The sequence below is a fragment of the Bacillus cereus group sp. BfR-BA-01331 genome (genome assembly GCF_022663915.1).
In the GTDB taxonomy this organism is placed as follows: domain Bacteria; phylum Bacillota; class Bacilli; order Bacillales; family Bacillaceae_G; genus Bacillus_A; species Bacillus_A mycoides.
In genome coordinates, this window is the sequence record NZ_JAKUGJ010000020.1 from 60,915 (window position 1) to 81,337 (window position 20,423).

Here is a 20,423-nt window from a genome sequence, read left to right on the forward strand (position 1 = left end):
CTAAATTATACAGGGGGAACGAACATGACCATTGAAAAACAATTTATCCAAAAGATTTACTATAAAACATTTTTAACAGAAGACTCTTCCATTCCGGTAGCGGAAGTACTCGGTGAAGCATATATAAATGAATCAAAAAATGAATTCTCCAACATATCTAATATTCGCTTTGCACAAGGTGAAGTTTATTTCCAAACTAACGACTTTGAAGCCGCTATATTCAAATGGGAGAAAGTAAATAATGAACTTGCTCTCTGGGCTATGAAGAATATTGCAGATGCTTATTTCGAATTAGATTTCTTACCAAAAGCAGAAGAAATTTATAAATTTATCCAAACAGAAGATACAACTCTTACGATGGAAGTTTCCCTACAACTTCTTTCTCTTTATATCGAGCAAAATCGTTTAGGTCTAGCATTTAAGACGATTAGTGACGCTGTTGCGTTTCAACCGGACTATCCAAATATTACTGCAATCGCTCGATCGTTCTATGAAAAACAAGAAGATTGGAATAATGCTATTGAACTAGCCGTTCAAGAAGGAATTCGAACTAAATCTTTACACTGGTTTGATACTTTAATCAATTATGTAAACAGAGGCTTTACTAACAAGATAAAACCTGAGTATTTCTACGAATCTTTAAAAGCCTTATATGCTATTGATCAAGTTCAGTTTAAAGAACTTGTTATTTCACTTTGGAACAGCTATGAAAATGAATCATTCCATCTACCTTGGATTCAAACAATAAATCACCTATTCTTACATATTGAAGTAGATGCTAATGATGATTGGAATGAAATTTCTACTCGCTATCAAGAGACGTACTTCGAATTGATTACTGGACAACATTTCATGCACGAATTACAAGGACTTGTACCAGATTTATTAACAAATTGGTTTAGTTTAACGAAAGCGGAAGATTCTTTACTTGTCTCCGCAGCAGTATTAGCATGGAATGAAGTTTCACCGACAACTCTAGAATCATTACTCGTAAAAAGCGCATTTGCCTTACTTTCAAATGCATCAGCTCATGCAAATGTTGATATGGCAGACGTATCAGCATTATTTGAAACGATTGCTGTATGGGCTGAGAAGAATGATGTAGATTTAGGTCATCAATTCACACTACTTGTTCGTGAGTTATACGATTTAACTGTTACACAACTTCTAGTAGCAGGAGCTAGCGATTATGATAAATCAGCCTTTATTAACTCTATACTAGGAGAAAATATATTAAATGAGGCTATAACAACTTCAATTACATTTAAAGATGATAGTCAAACTGAAATAACTGAGCTTACAGAACTAGATATACGAAATATACCAAACTTTGACGAACTTCATAACATACTAGCGGTACCTTCTCAGTCAAAACTAGAAAGAAAATGTATTGAAGTTAAATTACCAAGTAGATTTTTACGAAAAAATAAGTTTTCATTCCTTGTCACACCTACTGTGCATGGACAACTTGACAAAAACAGCTCTCACTTTGAATACTTACAGGCAGCAGATAGTCTCATCTATGTACTAAATTCAGCTTCACCATTACATGATGAAGAGCTCGATACATTATTATATATTCGTGAGCAAGTACCAAATTTACAAATTAAATTCGTCTTACAAACAATTGATACGAATACTAGTGAAAATATCACGAACAGCATTAAAAAGAAAATACTCGTACATTTCCCAGAAGCACACTTTTTCCCTTACTCTCCTTCACAAGAGAGTAGTGAACAGCTAGGTAACGTAACAGACTCTATTCTTTCTAACCTTACTCAGCGTAACGTGGAAAAAGAACGCATTGAAAAATTATTATGGTTTATCCAAAAAACAATTGCATACCTTGTAAATGAACGTGTGGAATTAGAAAATACGTTAGTGAAATCCGTTCGCTGGAATAAACATATTTTAGTAAAACTTGATGGTTTTATTAATAATCTTACTGCCATTCAAAAAGATAAAATTCGTTCTATTACAGAATCTTATCTCTTAACGAAAGAAGAGATTACGCAGGATATACATTCTCAAATTCCTGAATTGTTGCAGAGTTGCTCTGACCTCGTTCAAGAAGATAGTGATTTCAAACTGGTCCATGAAGAACTAAATGTAGCAATGAATGAAAGAATTCAAAAACATGTACAGCAAGTGCTCCTTCCTAAGTTTACTGGGTCTATTCAAGAATGGATTGAAACTGCTCATAATGAATTCATTCAAGCTCAGGCTTATTTAGATGAAATGAGCGATACCTTTAATAAGCTCTATGAGGAAGAGCGTATTAAACTTCCTTGTGATTTCAAATTACTAGATGACTGGGATAGAGATGTTGCAAGAATGACGAATAGAATTACAGTAGCTAACATCAATATTTTATTACGCTTTACACCGACACAATTTTTCTTAAAAAGTGCAGGAAAGTTATTCGGTAATATGCAAAAAAATCAATCTATGCTATCAAATAAATATAAACAATATATTGAAACAGAAGATTATACAGAAGTTGCTCAGATGATTTCAAAACAATTCTTCCTACAATTTGAAGTGTTTGAAGGTGCGCTAGAACGGGATATCATGATGTTCTTTAAAGACCCTCTTAGCATATTGAAACAAACCGTAGAAGCGGCCCAACTTGAAATACAAGAAGATGAGCAAACATTAACAAAGCTAAGAACGAACCCAGAAACTTATCATGATCCTTTAACACTCTTTAAATTGCGATTGTTACAACGAAAATTCATGTTAAATATCGACCAAAATAATGAACATATTGCTTCACAAGAAACAATAAAGTGAAACTATAATCAGTGGGGGTTTTGTTCATCCCCCACTGATTATTAGCCTTCACCAATCGGGCGTTTACGGGCAGTTGATCTCCCACCTAGCTTCTTTGCTCCACCTGAATTTTGAGGTGGGAGTTTTACTGCCCGTTAATGCGGGATAAATAAAACACCAACTGTTTAAATAAGAAAAACCAAGCAACTAATTCGCTTGGTTTTTCTTATTTTTAATCTACAATTTTCACATGTTCAAATGGATAATATATCGCCATGAACTTTCCTAATACTTCTGTTCTATCAATGAGCCCTAAGCCGTTCCTACTATCCCTACTAACTAAACGATTATCTCCCATCACAAAAATTTTATTTTTAGGAATTGTAATCGGTCCAAAATCTTCAGTTAAATTGATAAGTAATTTTTCTGCCTGTTTTTTATTATTCTTTAAATACTCTTCATTTTTCACTTGATGATTAACATATAATTGATCATTCTTCATCTCAATTACATCTCCTGGCAATCCAATAACTCTCTTCACGTAGAAATTATCTGTCTTCACGACAATAATATCCTCTCTCTCATAACTTTCAAATCTCTTTGCAAGTTTATTAATAATTACTTTATCTCCATCTTGTAACGTCGGCCTCATCGATGCTCCTTTTACAGTCGTAGGGAAAAACAAAAAGATTTTTGCCAAAAACACTAATAAACATGCAATTGCAATTATTTCAAAGAATTCACGCAAACGTTTTTTCTTTTGCATCATTCCACCATCTCATCATCTTTTTATTTTTATTATAAGTACTCCGACTAGTTAATTTCCACAAAATTCTGAATTATAATATTAGAATATTACAAATATAAAAATAATATTCCCTATAAATTCACTATTTTTATATACTATGTTTTCCATCTATCAAACAGGACTTTTCCTATGAAATTTATGCTTAAAAAGTATAAAATACTGCACAAATTAAACAAACAAATATAATAGCATAGCAATAAAAAAGATACTCTCAAAATAGTCTATCAACTATTTTTGAGAGTATCTTTTTATAATCCTACATATACAATACACATCTGCGCTGCGACATATGTAAACCAAATCCAAAGCGGTTCATACTTCAGTTTGCGCCCTCCGATATCTGTCACGCCGATAATAAAATCAGAAATCACAAACAGTAAACCACCAAGTGCTGGTATCCACCATATTCCTATATTCTCGTAATATAAGGCGAATGCAAAACATGCCATTCCTCCAACCCACAAACCGTAAATTAGAGCGCCTATTGTAAAAAGTTTGTCTTGTTTTTCATTTCGAATAAAGAAAAACCACCCTATAATTAGAAAGAGTCCGTATACGAGTAAACCGATCCAAAAACCATTCCATGAAATACCTGTTTGTAAAAATGCTTTCACATAGAAACAATGTGCAAGAGCGAAAGTAACCATTCCTCCAATTAATCGATGACCAATTGGAATTAATCCTGCCATAAATAAATCCCCTACAGTTGATAAAGTCATACCGAGTGCAACCCACGTACTGTACTCAGCCGATGGATCTTGTAACCATATCCAAATTGCACTTCCTGTTAAAGAAAAACTAAGAATAAGACGAACGGCTAAAGGTAACGGCATATTATTTCTCGTTCTCTTCGTCTGTCCTATTGCATAAATTGCTCCCATTAAAAAAAGAATAATTTGCCCGACTAACACAATGTAAAGTACATTCATAATATGTTCTCCTCAATAAATGCTTTATTCTATCTTTTTTTCGTTACATATATCACATTCTCCTTTTTCTATGTAAAAAAAGAAGAACAATACTGTTCTTCCATTTTAATCGTTTTTCTGTTCTCTATGCTACTTGTTTTTCTTGCTCAACTTTCTTTTTAACCGGGTTACGATTTACTACAATAATTCCCGCTGCGACACACGCTAAACCAAATAGTACAAAGGAATGGATTGCTTCCCCTAAAATTAGACTTGATAGTAGTACACCAAAAACTGGTATAAAGAACATATACATTGAGACTTTCCCTACTTTGTTATACTTCATAATTGTATTCCATATACAGAATCCGGCTGCTGATAAGAACGATAAATATATGAGCATAAGTATTGCATGTAGATTAAATATGAATGGCATCATTCCAACTTGAGATGCACCTATACATAGCAACCCCATTGATCCGAAAATCATCTGATATGCTGTCATATACCCAATATCTAATGTTTTACTACCTTCTTTCGCTAATATGTTTCCATACGAATACATCATGGCTGCCCCAAGAAGTAATAAGCTACCTATTCCAAAATGAAATGATAAACTTCCATCACTCGGTACATTCACTAAAATCACACCGCAAAAACCGATAGCTACTCCAATTACTTTTCGCCTATTTAGAGCATCATCTTTATATAAAAAGTGTGCGAGTAAAATTTGAAAGAATGATGATGTTCCTGAAATAATCGCTCCTTCAATTCCTGAGCTGTAACTCATTCCAATATAAAAACATATATATTGAAGAAAAGTTTGAAACAAGCCAATTTGAACTAACTGCTTTCCTGTTCCTTTTTTGAACTTCATATCTTTTCCTAACGCTTTAAAAAATAATAAGAGCATTACACCAGATAAGAAAAAGCGATAGCCAGCAAATAATATTTGTTCCCCGACTTCTTGTGGCTGAATTCCAAGTTCAGCATAGCTTAATTTAATAAAGGGAAATGCGCTTCCCCATAAAAATGTTGCTACTATTGCAGCAATAAACACGCCAATCGGATGGGTGAAAAATTTCTCTGTCTTCAACTTGATGTCTTCCTTTCCGACCTTTTTATGAACAATATTCATATATACCAAAGGAAATACGAAAACACAAGTTTTCAGTTTATCCCGCTATTCGCCGGGCAGTAAAACTCCCACCTCCAAATTCGGCTGGGGCAAAGAAGTTAAGTGGGAGCCCTGCAGCCCGTAAAAGCCCGATTGGCGAGGGCTAATAATCAGCGGGAGATGAACAAAACCCCCACTAATTAAAGTTTCACTTTATACTAAAACAAAAACATATCATCTAAGAAAAACATATGCTATACTATAGAATAATTACAATATAATAACTATTAAAACCAGATTCAACAGAAATGCTGCTATCCATTATGGATGGCAGCTTTCGTCGTTTTATAGGGGTTTCGATTTTGATTCTTTTTCTCAATAAGAATTCGGAAGGAGCGAGTATTAATGAACGCAGAAGTAAAAACATTACAAGCACAAAAAGATATTTCTCATCCCTCTTTATGGGATACATTAAAGAAACATTATGAACTTATATTTGCAATCGCATCTGGTATTTTTATTTTAGCTGGTTGGTTATTCACAAAAAATGATGCAATAAGTGCAGGTATTACTTTATATATCCTTGCTTATGTAGTTGGAGGATTTGCAAAAGCAAAAGAAGGTATTGAAGACACAATTGAAGAGAAAGAGCTAAATGTTGAAATGCTCATGATTTTTGCAGCTATCGGTGCCGCAGTTATTGGTTACTGGGCAGAGGGTGCTATTTTAATCTTCATCTTTGCATTAAGCGGAGCAATGGAATCTTATACATTAAGTAAAAGCCAAAAAGAAATTTCAGCGCTTCTTGATCTACAACCTGAAGAAGCATTACGTATTTCAAACGGAACTCCGGAACGTGTTCCAGTTGAACAATTACAAATTAACGATATTATTTTAATTAAGCCAGGTGAGCGTGTTCCTGCTGATGGCACAATTCATACTGGTGAAACAAATATTGATGAAGCTGCTATTACAGGAGAACCCATTCCGAATGAGAAAAAATTCGGCGATGAAGTATTTGCCGGCACTGTAAATTTACGTGGTGCTATTGAAGTTAAAATTACGAAGCCGAGCGATCAAACATTATTCCAAAAGATTATTCGTCTCGTTCAAAGTGCACAAAGCGAAAAATCCCCATCACAACTATTCATCGAAAAATTTGAAGGAACATACGTAAAAGGTGTACTACTTGTTGTTGCGCTTATGATGTTTGTTCCTCATTTCTTACTTGATTGGAGTTGGAATGAAACGTTTTATCGCGCGATGATCTTACTTGTAGTCGCTTCTCCTTGTGCGCTAGTTGCAGCCATTACACCGGCAACTTTATCAGCAATTTCAAACGGAGCGAGAAACGGTATTCTCTTTAAAGGTGGTATTCATTTAGAACGTCTAGCTTCAGTAAAGGCGATTGCCTTTGATAAAACAGGAACATTAACACAAGGAAAACCTACTGTAACAGATGTATATGTTCGAGAAGGCATAGCAGAAAGTGAAGTACTTTCTATTACAGCAGCGATTGAAAGTCACTCTACACATCCTTTAGCAGAAGCGATTGTTAAATATGCAAAACATGCTTACGACATTACGATAAAAAAACCAGAAAACGTTGAAGATGTAACTGGTTTTGGATTAAAAGGAATATTAGAAAACAAATCTTATAAAATTGGTAAAGCTGATTTTATTGGAGAAGAAACAAAGACATTTCATAATGGCATTTCTGCTTCACTTGAAAAAGAGGGGAAAACGGTCGTTTATATTAGTGATGAGGATGGTATTCTTGGACTGATCGCTTTAAAAGATACCCTTCGCCAAGAAACGATAGCGGCTATTCGTGATTTGCAAAGCATTGGTGTCGAAGCAATCATGATTACTGGTGATAATGAAGAAACAGCAAAAGCAATTGCCAATGAAAGTAATATAAAAGAATATTACGCATCATGTTTACCGGAAACAAAAGTTGAAACGATAAAGCAGTTAAAAGAAAAGTACGGCATAGTCGCCATGGTTGGAGATGGTATAAACGATGCACCTGCACTCGCTACTTCTAGTATTGGTGTTGCAATGGGTGAAGGAACAGACGTAGCATTAGAGACTGCAGACGTTGTTCTTATGAAAAACGAATTATCTCGTCTCTCTCAAGCAATCCGTTTATCAAAACGAATGAACCGTATTGTGAGGCAAAACGTTATCTTCTCTTTAGCTGTCATTGCAATGCTGATTTGTTCTAATTTCTTGCAGTTTTTAGCTCTTCCATTCGGTGTTATTGGACATGAAGGAAGTACCATTCTTGTAATCTTGAATGGCTTACGATTATTAAAAGGAAATAAGTAACGGGTCCCTGATAAAGGACCCGTTTTTTTTAATGGTAGCTATTGTGACCGTTCGCACTACTGCTCGTTTTATGCTTTGGATGCGAACTGCTCTTTTGTTTATTATTACTTTTATTATTGTGGTTCTTCTTATTATTACTCATGAAATATCCCCCCTGTTCCCTTTTATTATGGAACAAGAGCTCATTTTTCATTACGGGAATTATTGTCACCCGTTCTATAATGATGGAGTAAACCATTAATTTCACCGCCAAGTAAAATTACCCACGCAGTTAAGTAAAACCATAACATTAAAATAATGATACCACCGAGACCACCATATGTATTAGCGTAATTTGCAAATTTATCTACATAATAGGCAAATGAGTACGATACCACAATCCATCCTACAGTAGCAAATATTGCTCCCGATATGACTTCTCTTCGCTTTAATTTCCGATCAGGCGCAAATGTATATAAAAAGCTAAACAAAGCGATTAAGACAAAGAAACTTGCTACTAAACGCGTAATACTCCAAACATAAGAAAAACTATCCGATAAACCAATTGCTTTAAACACGGCTGCCCCAATCACTTGTCCAAATACTGGAACGATTAGTGCAAACACAATCATAAAAATTATCGCTAACGTGAACACGATAGATAAAGCTCTTGTTTTAATAAAGGAACGGGTTTCTGTTACATCATAAGCACGGTTAAAAGCGTTCATAACCGCATTCACCCCGTTTGAAGCAAACCATAACATCGATAGTAAACCGAATGATAATAAACCACCATTTTGTTCGTTTACAACTTTATCTACGTTTACTTCAATTAAGTTCATCGCATCTTCTGGTACGTACGGTTCTAATAAATTGAGCACACTTTCTGTTTGAAGGTCAATAAAGCCAAGAAGCGTAATTAAGAAAACAAGCCCAGGGAAAATCGCAAGCAAGAAGAAATAAGCGAGCTGTGCTGCTAAGCCCGCTACATCATCGCGCATCGTCCGGTCATATAAATCTTTCCCAAACGAAAAAGTGCGATTTCTTTTTGCTTTTTCTAGAAATTTCCTCATATTTTTTAGACGCTTTTCTTCTCTTCTTTATTTTGCTTTAGCTCAATGTATGCTTCAGTTTTTTTTTCCTCTGCATTTGAGTCTTTCATAAATAATTCACGCGCTTCTTTCATACCACCATCTTCAGCTACCACTGGCTCTTCTTCTGCTTTAAGCTCATCTACCTTTGGAGATACAGCTTGAATTTCAATCGTTTCCGGCTTTTCTACTGGCACGATTTTTTTCTTACTAAAAATTTCTTTCGTTTCTTTTAACGTTTCTACAACAGACGGCGTTAATTTTTTAATTTCTGCTACTTTCGCTTTCACTACATTAAAATCAGCAAGTTCGCGTCCTTTATCTGTAACAGTTTGCACTTTTTCTTTTATCTTCGCATTTTCACCAATTTCAATCATCTTTGTTTTTGCTTTTTCCGCTGTATTTTTTACTTTTTCACGGTTTTCTTTCTTTAACATAGATACAGCTACACCTGCAGCTACACCAATCGCAATATTTCGAGCAATATTATTTTTCTTTGCCATATTCCTTCACCCTTTCATTTCTTATATTAGAAAGTATTACTTTCTAAGCTTCCTCATATTCCTTGTTCATTTCGAATGAAAGCTAATAGCTTTGCACACCCTTCTGTTACAAGGTCATACACTTCTTGGAAGTTCCCTGTAAAGTAAGGGTCAGGAACGTCTGTCCAGCCACCGTCTGGAACAAAATCGGACAGCATACCAATATAGCCTCCAGTTTTACCTAAACTTTTTAAATCTGCTATATTCTTGTTGTCCATGGCAATAATATAATCAAACTTTGTTAAGTCTTCTTTTTCTACTTTCCTTGCTTTAATTCCTTCAAAAGCGACTTCATTTTCTTTTAAAATTTTTTTTGTTCCTTTATGTGGTGGATGACCAATATGCCAATCTCCAGTTCCTGCAGAATCAATGACAATTTTCTCTTCGAGTCCCTCTTTTACGACAAGATCCCGAAAAATTGCTTCTGCCATTGGAGAACGACAAATGTTACCAAGACAAACAAACAATACTCGGACCATATTTTTGTTTCTTCCTTTCTTGGTGCAGTTCTTGCTATATACTTATATAGTATAAACAACCAATTATTAATTATAAAGGAAATCCCTACTAATTTAATAGGATTGAAAAGTTTCATTAACGAAAATGATAAAAAAATGTTAAGATAGCCTTATGTTATTTTAAAGGGGGACACTTCGGTGGATTTATCCGTAAAATCAGAAGTAAACGTTGAATATATGGTAGAAGCTATTAAAGAAAAATTACGCATGGTTAATGCTGGAGCAATGAGAGCTGCTAGTTTTAACGAAGAAATGTACGAGGACTTACGTGACATTTATGAGCACGTTATGAAACGTGAAACATTCAGTATTAGTGAAATGCAAGCTATTACTGAGGAATTAGGTACATTAATTAAAAAATGACAAAGAGCCTCACGTATTCGAGGCTCTTTTAATTTCAACAAATTCATGACAACTCTTCTCTTTTCCTCCTCACATTCTAAATTACTGTACAATGAAAGTAGAACCTCACCTTAGATTTTTTCTCCATACATACTACTCTAAAAAAATTGCCACACTACCATTGCTAACTGTTTTTACTGGAGGTGCTTACTTATGAGCAATTGGTACAGTAAGACGAAAAATCAAACATTAATCGACCTAGAAACAAATGAACAACACGGTTTAACAGATAAAATCGTAAATGAACGTTTAAAGCAATATGGTTCTAATGAATTAGCTACCAAGCAAAAACGTACTTTATGGCAGCGCGTTTTCGCCCAAATTAATGACGCCCTCGTATATGTCCTTATTATCGCTTCCCTTATTTCCGCCTTTGTAGGTGAATGGGCCGATGCAAGTATTATCGCGCTCGTTGTAGTTTTAAATGCTGTTATCGGTGTAATCCAAGAATCGAAAGCGGAACAGGCTTTAGAAGCATTGAAAAAGATGGCAACACCTAAAGCTATCGTAAAGCGAGATGGTGAACTAAAAGAGATTCCATCTGAGCACGTCGTCCCAGGTGATATCGTTATGCTTGATGCTGGGCGGTATATACCATGTGATTTACGGCTTATCGAAACTGCTAATTTAAAGGTTGAAGAATCTGCTCTAACTGGTGAATCTGTCCCCGTTGATAAAGATGCAGTCTACCATCCTTCCATGCAAAGTGATGAACAAGTACCGTTAGGCGATCAAAAAAACATGGCTTTTATGTCGACGCTAGTAACATACGGACGTGGCGTCGGCGTTGCTGTTGAAACTGGGATGCACTCACAAATTGGTAAGATTGCTACCCTTTTACATGAAGCAGACGATGATATGACACCACTTCAAAAAAGCTTAGCACAAGTAGGAAAATATTTAGGCTTTGTCGCTGTAGCTATTTGTGCTACTATGTTTCTCATCGGTTTTTTACAAGGACGAGATACTTTAGAAATGTTTATGACTGCAATTAGTTTAGCTGTTGCAGCCATTCCAGAAGGTTTGCCAGCTATCGTTTCTATTGTCCTTGCCATCGGCGTTCAACGTATGATTAAACAAAATGTTATTATTCGTAAACTACCAGCTGTTGAAGCTCTCGGTTCTGTCACAATTATTTGTTCAGATAAAACGGGTACATTAACTCAAAATAAAATGACTGTTACTCACTTTTATAGTGATCGCACATACGATCATTTAGAAAATTTGAATGTAAATAATGATATACACCGCCTACTATTAGAAAATATGGTTTTATGTAACGATGCTTCTTACGGTACCGACTCACAAACAGGGGATCCTACAGAAATCGCCCTTCTTGTTGCCGGAAGCTCTTTTAACATTCAAAAAGATCAGTTAGAAAATACACATGAACGCGTTAACGAGCTCCCTTTCGATTCAGATCGTAAAATGATGTCAACCGTGCATACATACGATGAAAGCTACTATAGCATGACGAAAGGTGCTATTGATAAACTTTTACCTCACTGCACCCATATCTTTATAAATAACAAAATCGAGGTCCTAACAGATTCTGATAAAAATCAAATATTAGACGCTGCCGGGTCAATGTCTCAAGAAGCTTTAAGAGTACTTTCATTCGCATTTAAACAATACAATTCAAGCGATGTGGATATAAATCATCTCGAAGAAAATCTCATCTTTATCGGTCTTGTCGGTATGATTGATCCACCACGTACAGAAGTAAAAGATTCCATTACAGAGTGTAAAAAAGCTGGTATTCGTACAGTTATGATTACTGGCGATCATAAGGATACCGCCTTTGCAATTGCCAAAGAACTTGGTATCGCTGAAGAAAAATCTGAAATTATGATTGGAACTGAATTAGATAACATTTCAGATACAGAACTAGCAAGTAAAATTAATCATTTAAATGTATTCGCTAGGGTCTCTCCAGAACATAAAGTGAAGATCGTAAAAGCATTACGTGCAAAAGGAAATATCGTTTCTATGACTGGTGATGGTGTCAATGATGCTCCATCTTTAAAGCAAGCTGATGTTGGCGTAGCGATGGGCATTACAGGAACAGACGTCGCAAAAGGCGCAGCAGATGTAGTTTTAACAGACGATAACTTCTCATCTATTGTGAAAGCTGTTGAAGAAGGAAGAAATATTTATCGTAATATTAAAAAGTCTATTCTCTTCCTACTCTCTTGTAACTTCGGCGAAATTATAGCTCTCTTTTTAGCTATTTTACTCGGCTGGGCAACACCACTACGCCCTATTCACATTTTGTGGGTAAATTTAATTACAGATACACTGCCTGCATTATCACTCGGTGTTGATCCTGAAGATCCAGATGTGATGAAGGAAAAACCACGACATGCGAAAGAAAGCTTATTTACCGGCAGCGTTCCTTTTCTTATTTTCAATGGGGTTGTAATTGGACTTCTTACTTTAACAGCCTTTATCGTTGGGGCAAAGCTCTATACAGGAGATACAAATTTATTTCCTCTCTTCCCAGAGCAAATTGATGAAGACGCGCTATTACACGCTCAAACGATGGCATTTGTCGTTCTTAGTTTTTCTCAACTCGTTCATTCATTTAACTTACGTTCAAGAACGAAATCAATTTTTTCAATTGGGATATTTACAAATAAATATTTAGTCTTCTCACTTCTAATCGGTGTTCTTATGCAAGTGTGTATTATCTCCATCCCACCTCTTGCCAATATATTCGGTGTGCATGCATTAACAATGCGAGATTGGGGATTTGTTCTCTTGTTAAGTATCATTCCGCTTGTTGTAAATGAAATCATTAAATTATTTAAGAGAAAATAAAAGGCAATGAGGACTGTTCCTCATTGCCTTTTATTTATCCTTGTAATTCTTTTTTGATGTTCTCTGTTAATGTAGCCATGCGCTTGCGGCTTTCTTCACGCTCACGTTTATTTTGCTCTTCAATTTGTTGTGTTTCTTGCATACCTCTTGAAATAATGTTCCAAGTTTCCTCAAGTGTTTCCATCTTAATACTAGAAGAACCTGATAATCTCGCTACTTCCACACTTTGAGTTGCGATATTTTGTGCATTTTTCTTAAGTAATTCATTTGTACGGCGATCAAGTTCAGCCATAGAATCCGCAACAAGCTTTTGACGTTTCGCATTTACCGCTTGAATGATACCATTTTTAAAGATAGGAATCGTTGTAATAAATGCTGTATTGATTTTACCGATTAATTTATTGTTACCGCGTTGAATCATACGAATTTGTGGTGCTGTTAATAGAGCAACCATACGTGCTTTTTCTAAATCATCAATACGCTGTTCTAAAATTTCAACAGAGTTTTTAAGCGATTCTAATTCAATACCCGCTAACTGATCATTATTACGTATGCGCTCTTCGTACATCGGAACTAACTCTGTATTTAAACGCTCTAATAACATTTCCCCTGCTACTACGTATTTTTCTAAGTCTAAATAATACTTTAAGTTTTGCTCATATAAACCATCTAACGTACCAATTGATTTTTTCATTTCATCTTGATACTTCGTAATTTCTACGTATACTTTATCCATCTCGCGACCCATCGTCTGATACTTACTAAAGATTTGTTCAATCATTTTATCTGCTTTTTTGAACATACGTGAGAAGAAACCACTTTTCTCTTCCGCAAAGTCTTTACTATCAAATCTGTCCATAATTTTACCGAGCTGCTTTAATAATTCACCAGAGTCTTCTACTTTCGATAAAGACATTGTATGTAAAATTTGATCAGCGAAACGTGAAATTTCCATAGAAGGTTCTTTTCCGAGTTCAATTAATTCTAATTGATCTTTAATGTCTACTGCGTTATAAATACGTTGCACTTCTGCATCTTGTCTAAGTTGCAAGCGAACATCTTGTGCGGTTTGCTCATTCAATTCTGTTTTCGAATCTAGTACGACTGGGTTATTCATATGGTATTCTCCCTTTCCTTATAAAAATGGACGAAATAGTCCTTTTATTGTTTGTGATAAATTTTTATAGGCTGATGAACCATGAAATTCAAGATCGAAATTAACTTCTTCAAGCCAATGTGAATCAAATGCTCCTGATTGAATATACGGTTCAATATCGTTTCTCCCCGTTGGATTAAAGTGGAATACATCTACTCCAATTTGATTTAAAAATAGTAATAACACAGCATCAGAACGACTTAATTCTCCGCTCTTCTCATTATTAAATATAACAATTTTCGGTACTTCTTGCGAATAATCAAATTTCTCAAGCTGCTCTAAAATGTTCGGTGGTATTTGAGAGAGTTGTGCGAAAACATACAGCGCTACATCTTGTTTCGTCTCTTTCGCAATTGGTTTACACATTTCACTTTCACACGTATGGATCATTGCTTCTGCAATACCATGTTGTAATCCTTCTGGTAAACGCTTATGCGGCCACCAATGGCTGTTCATAATTAAATCCGGATGTAACTTTCCCCCGCGGTCCAATGCATCTCGATAATGATATTGGAAATTCGCTTTTTGTTCTTTCGTAAACGGGAATGTATTAATTAATAAACTGTTATCAAATGATGTAATAGCCTTTAATCGCTGAAAATATTCTTTATCATTCTTTGAAACGCCTGATATTTTTGCAAATAAAGAAGGAATATAAATATGCTTATTTTCAACAAAGAATGTTGGACGTACAAATGCCTTTTCTTTCGTAATTAAAAAGAGTTCATCGTACGTCGTTTTGAGCGTACGGGCTACAGGTGTATACGAACGGAATTGCCACGGTTTGTATAATAATGAATTATCATGGTGAAGTACTTGCTCGATTTCTTTTGAAGCTTGATAAGCTACTGTTGCGACGCGTTCACGACGCCGATCAGGAAATGGTTCCAATGAAATACGTCCTGAATGAGATACGACAAAGGTCTTTCCTTCCTCATCTACACTCTCAAATCCATCATTTCCTTCTGGGTGATAATAAAGCACATCACAGCCGAGCATAATAAGAAAGTATAAGAAATATATACGACTCTCCGTCGCATCACCGTACCAAACGATACGTGGCATTTGCTTCTTATAATTAATTGTAGAAAACCACTTTGCTACGTAATTTTCACTTAATTTAATCATATCGATTAAGAAACGCCGGAATCCTTCTGTTTTTAAAGATTGATTATGTTGTTTCTCATACAATTTCAATACAGAAATAAACGTCGTATGTATATAATGCTGTAAATCAGGATTGTCTACTTGTGGTAATAGTTGTTTTCCAGACAAATGTGCTACAAGCCTATTGACGGTAAGTCCATTCGGCGCTTCTTGATGTAATGCAAAAACTTCTTGAATATGGCGCAGTTTTTCGGGATCAATCACCTTATTTAAATTTTGTTCATGCAAAACCTCGATCCCTTTTGCTTCACTATAATCAAATAGCCCGTTGAAATATTCATCTACATCATTAGGTACACCAAGAATGCGACTTGCTATGTAACTAAATTTCATCTCATTCTCTGTCAGTTCATATTGTGGACGTTTTTCTAAAAGCGCTTCAAATTGCTTTAAATCTGATTCTTCTTTTAATGCACATGGTTGAAGTGTAAAACGTGAAAACACAACAGTTCACCTCCAAAAACATTTACGTTTTTTCTAAAGTTTCTCTTCTATTATAAACTATTTTTAGTTATAAAAAATGGGCGCTCGCATAACGAGCAAACCCATTTCAATTATTTATGTTCACTTTTAGTAGCTGCAACTTCTTCTTTAGCTTGTCCAGAATTCTTCATGTAGTGAAGTATAAACGTTGCTCCAAACGCTATAACTAAAATAATAAAGAACAGCGTATGACTTACTTCAATATGAATGACAGACAGTAGCATTTTTGCTGCAATAATTAAAATTAAAATATATGCTGTCGTTTCAAGTTCTGGAATACGCTCTAACAATTTTAAGAATACGCCAGCGATACCACGCATCATTAAAATACCGAGCATTCCACCTAATAGTAAAATCCAAACTTCATTCGATACACCAAATGCAGCAAGTACACTATCTACAGAGAATGCGATATCCATTAATTCAACCATCGCAACCGTCCCCCAGAAAACACCGAACATTCTGAAGAGAATACTGTTTTGGTTCATACCATGGGCTTCCGCTTCTTCTGAATTGCCTTTTCTTTTATCAATGAAATATTTAATTGATAGCCAAGCTAAGTAAAGCGCACCTAACACTTTTACCCAGGCCAATTTAATTAAGAACATTCCGATTCCAATTGCAATAAAACGGAATACATAAGCTCCAATCAGTCCATAGAATAATGCTTTTTTTCGTTTTTCTTCTGGAAGATGTTTTACCATTACTGCTAATACGAGTGCATTATCGGCAGATAATAAGCCTTCAAGTACAACAAGTGTACCTATTAACCCCCAAGATACTGGATCTTGTAACACTTTAATCCACATGTCCAAGTCGAAAAACTGAGCATACGTATCAAGGATTCCTTGCAAAATACTCATCTTACCTTTATCCCCTATTCTTTGCTAGATTTATAGAAAGGTCAAAAAAAGGAAACGAATGTCGTTTCCCTTCTTATGCATCCAAGCCATACGCTTTTACAAGCGCACCTAATCCACCTTGGAATCCGCTTCCTACTGCACTAAACTTCCACTGTCCATTATGACGATATAATTCACAAAAGACAACTGCTGTTTCAATGGAGAAATCTTCCCCTAAATCAAAACGAAGAACTTCTTCGTTTGTTTCTTCATTTGCTAAACGAACGAATGCATTTGCAACCTGTCCAAAGTTTTGATTACGGCCTTCACCATCATAAATTGTAACTGTAATAGCAATTTTATGAACATCTGCTGGAACCTTTTTCAAATCGACAACAAGTTGCTCATCATCACCGTCACCTGCACCTGTACGGTTATCTCCTGTATGTAAAACTGATTCACAAGGAGACTGTAAATTATTATAGAAAATAAAATCAGTTTCCTTCGTACATTTCCCGTTCGCATCTAATAAAAAGGCAGATGCATCTAAATCGAAATCAGATCCACCATCATAAGATTTAATATCCCATCCAAGACCAATTACTGCTCTTGATAAACCTGGGCTTGTTTTAGCTAAATCTATTTTCTGTCCTTTTTGCAATTGAATAACCATATATATTCACCTCTATATTTTAATTTTTAAAAATATATCCATCAGTAAATACGCGTTTCACTGATGGATATATAAATCTATTACTCTACATCTAAACCAAAGTTATTACATAGAGAACCTAATCCACCTTGGAATCCACTTCCGATTGCATTGAATTTCCATTCACCTGCGTGACGGTATAATTCGCTTACTACTACAGCTGTTTCAATAGAGAAATCTTCTCCTAAATCGTAACGAATTAATTCTGCATTCTTTTCTTCATCCATAATACGTACGAAAGAATTAGAAACTTGTCCGAAGTTTTGGCTGCGGCCTTCTCCATCATAAATTGTAATTGTGAAACAAATACGCTCAATGTTAGCAGGAACATTTTTTAAGTCTATTTTAATTGTTTCATCGTCGCCTTCACCTTCGCCTGTACGGTTATCTCCTAAATGCTCTACAGCACCATTCGCACCTTTTGGATTATTATAGAAGACGAAATCCTCTGCTCCTGAAACTTTACCGTTAGCACCTACTAAGAAGATACTAACATCTAAATCGAAATCGTTTTGTCCATCATAACGATTCGTATCCCAACCAAGTCCTACAAGAACTTTCGAAAGACCTGGATTTGTTTTTGTTAAGTCTACCTTTTGTCCTTTTTTCAATGAAATAGATGCCATATTATACTATTCCTCCTTGGTTTATTTTATTGGTAACGTGATACAATCTCACTTAAGTTTTTATCTTGTGTTCCTTCTCCCACTGCTGAAAACTTCCATTCGTTTCCATGTCGGTACATTTCACCTGCAATTAAAGTCATTTTGCCAGCATAATTATCTGACAAGTTATAACGCGCTAATTCTTCACCTGTTTGTGGGTTTTGAATACGAATATATGCATTGCGAATCATCCCAAAATCTTGACGACGATTTACACAGTCATAAATATTTACAACGAATACTAGACGATTAATACGGCTCGGAACTTTATGTAATTCTACGAAAATTGTTTCGTCGTCACCAGCGCCTTCACCTGTTAAATTATCTCCTGAATGAATGATACTACCACAAGTAGAAAGTTTGTTGCCGAAGTAAACTAAATCATTTTTGTTTAAAAAACGATCCCCTTCTAACATAACAACTGATGCATCACAATCTACATTTGGTTTACTTCCAAATAATGAAGACAGAAATCCACCTGATTGCCCAATTGGATCCCAGCCTAAGCCAACCTGCATTTTCGCTACTCTAGGTTGTCCTTTCGTTAAATCAATCTTTTGTCCTTTTTCTAAAATAATAGGCATGAAGTTTCTTCCTTTCTACAAAGCATTTTCCAACTCGGAAAACATTGTATTCTTCTCTTATATTGTAGCATTATTTATCTAATGAGAAAAAGGATAAATTCTCAATTATATGAAAACAGATACTATATTTATTTATACTGATGTAATAAGTGGTAAATAGAGCCAATCATTCCTGCACAATTACCGCTTTGCGCAAGTTTAATCTCACAATTACTATAAATCTCTTGATTTAAGTATGTTCCTATCTCTTCCTTCACTTCATTTAAGAAATCATCGCCTCTTTCAGTAATTCCCCCACCAATAATAATCATTTTCGGATTAAAAATATAAGCAAGATTGCTAATACCAATCGCCAAATGTTTAAAGAAAATCTTCACGGCTTGAGTAACACCGCTATCACCCTTATCATATAATTCGAAAATTATTTTACCATCCCACTCCTTTTTACCTTTATATCTTCGTACAAGATGAATTAATCCCGAAATTGAGGCAACCTCCTCAAAAGTTTTCCCTTCTATTAACATGTTCCCCCATTCCCCAGCGCCAAACAAATGTCCACGGTATAACTCTCCATTTATAACAATTGCTCCACCAATGCCAGTTCCAAGCGTAAGCATAATAAAATCGCTTTCTCCCCTTCCTGTACCTTTCCATTTCTCTCCTAAGGCTGCACAATTAACATCATTTTCAATAGATACAGGAACTTTTAATACTTCTTGTAATCTCTCAACAATAGAAATATTAGCATAACGCGGAATATGATCCACACCTCCCGTTATAACTCCTTTATCAATATCAACAATTCCCGCTGTACTAATACCAATTCCGGAAATAGTATATTCAGTCATTAACTTTTTTGATAAATATATAAGCTTTTGAACAATTTGTTCCCCGCCCAAGTGAATTTCTGTCGGGGCCTTTTTATGTATTAGTACTACACCTATTTCTGAAACAATTCCATATTTAATTTGCGTACCACCAATATCAAATGCAATATATTCTTTCATCCGTTGCCACTTCCTCTACTGTTATGAGTGTAAATTCTCCATCACTCTACTGTTTGCAAGGAATTTACATTAACTCTTTTCTCCTTTTAGAAATACACCACCTTTTTCTATATATAGTTTTTTTTGCATAAAACTCTTTTTCCTATGAAATATTACAAAGGGGTGTATTTTAGATGGAACAATAATTTTTTCTTCAGGAGGAAAACAATGACAAAAATATTCATTTTAGCATCAACACTTTCTTTATCCTTTTTTAGTGGCTTAAATATTGGTAATGCTGCAACTGAAAACTTCAATCCAATAACAAACGCTATTGTACAAAATAACGATAATTTAGCAGAAGGTAATTCAAAAGATAATAATAAACCTCCAGGAAACAATGGCTCTCAGGACGATAGTGGTTCTGACGGCAACGGCTCTGGTGGCAGTGGTTCTGGCGGCAATGGTTCTGACGGCAACGGTTCTGGTGGCAGTGGTTCTGGTGGCAGTGGTTCTGGTGGCAACGGTTCTGGTGGCAAC

At 35.3% G+C, this 20,423-nt stretch carries 17 protein-coding genes and 1 pseudogene; 5 read left to right on the top strand and 13 right to left on the bottom strand.

Features of this window, described 5'->3' with window-relative positions; all coding sequences use genetic code 11:
• Nucleotides 1–24 precede the first annotated feature (24 nt).
• On the top strand, nucleotides 25–2,793 hold the full coding sequence (locus tag MR155_RS24610) for a tetratricopeptide repeat protein (protein ID WP_242311323.1): 2,769 nt from the start codon (nucleotides 25–27) through the stop codon (nucleotides 2,791–2,793).
• A 211-nt stretch (nucleotides 2,794–3,004) separates the two neighbouring features.
• Here MR155_RS24610 and lepB read toward each other — a convergent pair whose 3' ends face one another.
• The 3 genes from lepB to MR155_RS24625 form a co-directional block, all read right to left on the bottom strand.
• The gene (gene lepB, locus MR155_RS24615; protein WP_002010249.1) at nucleotides 3,005–3,541 is read right to left on the bottom strand and encodes a signal peptidase I; all 537 of its coding nucleotides are present in this window, start codon (nucleotides 3,539–3,541) and stop codon (nucleotides 3,005–3,007) included.
• A 287-nt stretch (nucleotides 3,542–3,828) separates the two neighbouring features.
• Nucleotides 3,829–4,509 carry a lysoplasmalogenase gene (locus tag MR155_RS24620; protein ID WP_002063659.1) on the bottom strand — a complete coding sequence of 227 codons (681 nt, stop codon included), beginning with the start codon at nucleotides 4,507–4,509 and terminating at the stop codon, nucleotides 3,829–3,831.
• A gap of 124 nt (nucleotides 4,510–4,633) precedes the next feature.
• Complete coding sequence (locus tag MR155_RS24625) at nucleotides 4,634–5,584, bottom strand: DMT family transporter (RefSeq protein ID WP_242311324.1); 951 nt, start codon at nucleotides 5,582–5,584, stop codon at nucleotides 4,634–4,636.
• A gap of 426 nt (nucleotides 5,585–6,010) precedes the next feature.
• Between MR155_RS24625 and MR155_RS24630 the strand changes: the two genes are divergently transcribed.
• The gene (locus tag MR155_RS24630; protein WP_242311325.1) at nucleotides 6,011–7,936 is read left to right on the top strand and encodes a heavy metal translocating P-type ATPase; all 1,926 of its coding nucleotides are present in this window, start codon (nucleotides 6,011–6,013) and stop codon (nucleotides 7,934–7,936) included.
• A gap of 182 nt (nucleotides 7,937–8,118) precedes the next feature.
• On the opposite strand, the gene MR155_RS24635 is transcribed toward MR155_RS24630, so the two are convergent.
• The 3 genes from MR155_RS24635 to MR155_RS24645 are packed head-to-tail and all read right to left on the bottom strand — an operon-like array spanning nucleotide 8,119 to nucleotide 10,027.
• Complete coding sequence (locus tag MR155_RS24635; protein WP_002063656.1) at nucleotides 8,119–8,988, bottom strand: YihY/virulence factor BrkB family protein; 870 nt, start codon at nucleotides 8,986–8,988, stop codon at nucleotides 8,119–8,121.
• A gap of 5 nt (nucleotides 8,989–8,993) precedes the next feature.
• Nucleotides 8,994–9,509, bottom strand: coding sequence for a DUF4075 domain-containing protein (locus MR155_RS24640; RefSeq protein WP_002115844.1), 516 nt, complete (start codon nucleotides 9,507–9,509; stop codon nucleotides 8,994–8,996).
• Between the two features lie 53 nt (nucleotides 9,510–9,562).
• Entirely contained in the window at nucleotides 9,563–10,027 is a 465-nt protein-coding gene (locus MR155_RS24645; protein WP_242311326.1) for a low molecular weight protein-tyrosine-phosphatase, read from the bottom strand.
• 177 nt (nucleotides 10,028–10,204) lie between these two features.
• Here MR155_RS24645 and MR155_RS24650 point away from each other — a divergent pair, with 177 nt between their 5' ends.
• On the top strand, nucleotides 10,205–10,429 hold the full coding sequence (locus MR155_RS24650; RefSeq protein ID WP_113937976.1) for a DUF1128 domain-containing protein: 225 nt from the start codon (nucleotides 10,205–10,207) through the stop codon (nucleotides 10,427–10,429).
• A gap of 192 nt (nucleotides 10,430–10,621) precedes the next feature.
• On the top strand, nucleotides 10,622–13,288 hold the full coding sequence (locus tag MR155_RS24655) for a cation-translocating P-type ATPase (RefSeq protein ID WP_242311327.1): 2,667 nt from the start codon (nucleotides 10,622–10,624) through the stop codon (nucleotides 13,286–13,288).
• Nucleotides 13,289–13,322: 34 nt separating this feature from the next.
• Here the strand turns inward: MR155_RS24655 and MR155_RS24660 are convergent, their stop codons facing one another.
• The 7 genes from MR155_RS24660 to MR155_RS24690 all read right to left on the bottom strand — a co-directional run bounded on the left by MR155_RS24660 (nucleotide 13,323) and on the right by MR155_RS24690 (nucleotide 19,904).
• Nucleotides 13,323–14,405 (bottom strand): toxic anion resistance protein, encoded by a 1,083-nt coding sequence (locus MR155_RS24660; protein ID WP_002029585.1) that lies wholly within the window; start codon nucleotides 14,403–14,405, stop codon nucleotides 13,323–13,325.
• 18 nt (nucleotides 14,406–14,423) lie between these two features.
• On the bottom strand, nucleotides 14,424–16,055 hold the full coding sequence (locus MR155_RS24665) for a YceG family protein (protein ID WP_242311328.1): 1,632 nt from the start codon (nucleotides 16,053–16,055) through the stop codon (nucleotides 14,424–14,426).
• A 110-nt stretch (nucleotides 16,056–16,165) separates the two neighbouring features.
• The gene (locus MR155_RS24670) at nucleotides 16,166–16,957 is read right to left on the bottom strand and encodes a TerC family protein (protein WP_113937979.1); all 792 of its coding nucleotides are present in this window, start codon (nucleotides 16,955–16,957) and stop codon (nucleotides 16,166–16,168) included.
• A 73-nt stretch (nucleotides 16,958–17,030) separates the two neighbouring features.
• A complete protein-coding gene (locus MR155_RS24675; RefSeq protein WP_002091197.1) occupies nucleotides 17,031–17,609 on the bottom strand; it encodes a TerD family protein in 579 nt (192 codons plus the stop codon).
• Between the two features lie 80 nt (nucleotides 17,610–17,689).
• Entirely contained in the window at nucleotides 17,690–18,274 is a 585-nt protein-coding gene (locus tag MR155_RS24680) for a TerD family protein (RefSeq protein ID WP_002010225.1), read from the bottom strand.
• A gap of 26 nt (nucleotides 18,275–18,300) precedes the next feature.
• A complete protein-coding gene (locus tag MR155_RS24685; protein ID WP_113937980.1) occupies nucleotides 18,301–18,897 on the bottom strand; it encodes a TerD family protein in 597 nt (198 codons plus the stop codon).
• A 128-nt stretch (nucleotides 18,898–19,025) separates the two neighbouring features.
• The gene (locus MR155_RS24690) at nucleotides 19,026–19,904 is read right to left on the bottom strand and encodes an ROK family protein (protein WP_113937981.1); all 879 of its coding nucleotides are present in this window, start codon (nucleotides 19,902–19,904) and stop codon (nucleotides 19,026–19,028) included.
• Nucleotides 19,905–20,111: 207 nt separating this feature from the next.
• Here MR155_RS24690 and MR155_RS24695 point away from each other — a divergent pair.
• Nucleotides 20,112–20,423, top strand: a pseudogene (locus tag MR155_RS24695) (cell wall anchor protein); the annotation flags it as partial.

Bases quoted from the DNA above. Each gene is read 5' to 3' on its own strand.
- MR155_RS24610 (WP_242311323.1), top strand. From the start codon at position 25: ATGACCATTGAAAAACAATTTATCCAAAAGATTTACTATAAAACATTT.
- lepB (WP_002010249.1), bottom strand. From the start codon at position 3,541: ATGATGCAAAAGAAAAAACGTTTGCGTGAATTCTTTGAAATAATTGCA.
- MR155_RS24620 (WP_002063659.1), bottom strand. From the start codon at position 4,509: ATGAATGTACTTTACATTGTGTTAGTCGGGCAAATTATTCTTTTTTTA.
- MR155_RS24630 (WP_242311325.1), top strand. From the start codon at position 6,011: ATGAACGCAGAAGTAAAAACATTACAAGCACAAAAAGATATTTCTCAT.
- MR155_RS24635 (WP_002063656.1), bottom strand. From the start codon at position 8,988: ATGAGGAAATTTCTAGAAAAAGCAAAAAGAAATCGCACTTTTTCGTTT.
- MR155_RS24640 (WP_002115844.1), bottom strand. From the start codon at position 9,509: ATGGCAAAGAAAAATAATATTGCTCGAAATATTGCGATTGGTGTAGCT.
- MR155_RS24645 (WP_242311326.1), bottom strand. From the start codon at position 10,027: ATGGTCCGAGTATTGTTTGTTTGTCTTGGTAACATTTGTCGTTCTCCA.
- MR155_RS24655 (WP_242311327.1), top strand. From the start codon at position 10,622: ATGAGCAATTGGTACAGTAAGACGAAAAATCAAACATTAATCGACCTA.
- MR155_RS24660 (WP_002029585.1), bottom strand. From the start codon at position 14,405: ATGAATAACCCAGTCGTACTAGATTCGAAAACAGAATTGAATGAGCAA.
- MR155_RS24670 (WP_113937979.1), bottom strand. From the start codon at position 16,957: ATGAGTATTTTGCAAGGAATCCTTGATACGTATGCTCAGTTTTTCGAC.
- MR155_RS24675 (WP_002091197.1), bottom strand. From the start codon at position 17,609: ATGGTTATTCAATTGCAAAAAGGACAGAAAATAGATTTAGCTAAAACA.
- MR155_RS24680 (WP_002010225.1), bottom strand. From the start codon at position 18,274: ATGGCATCTATTTCATTGAAAAAAGGACAAAAGGTAGACTTAACAAAA.
- MR155_RS24685 (WP_113937980.1), bottom strand. From the start codon at position 18,897: ATGCCTATTATTTTAGAAAAAGGACAAAAGATTGATTTAACGAAAGGA.
- MR155_RS24690 (WP_113937981.1), bottom strand. From the start codon at position 19,904: ATGAAAGAATATATTGCATTTGATATTGGTGGTACGCAAATTAAATAT.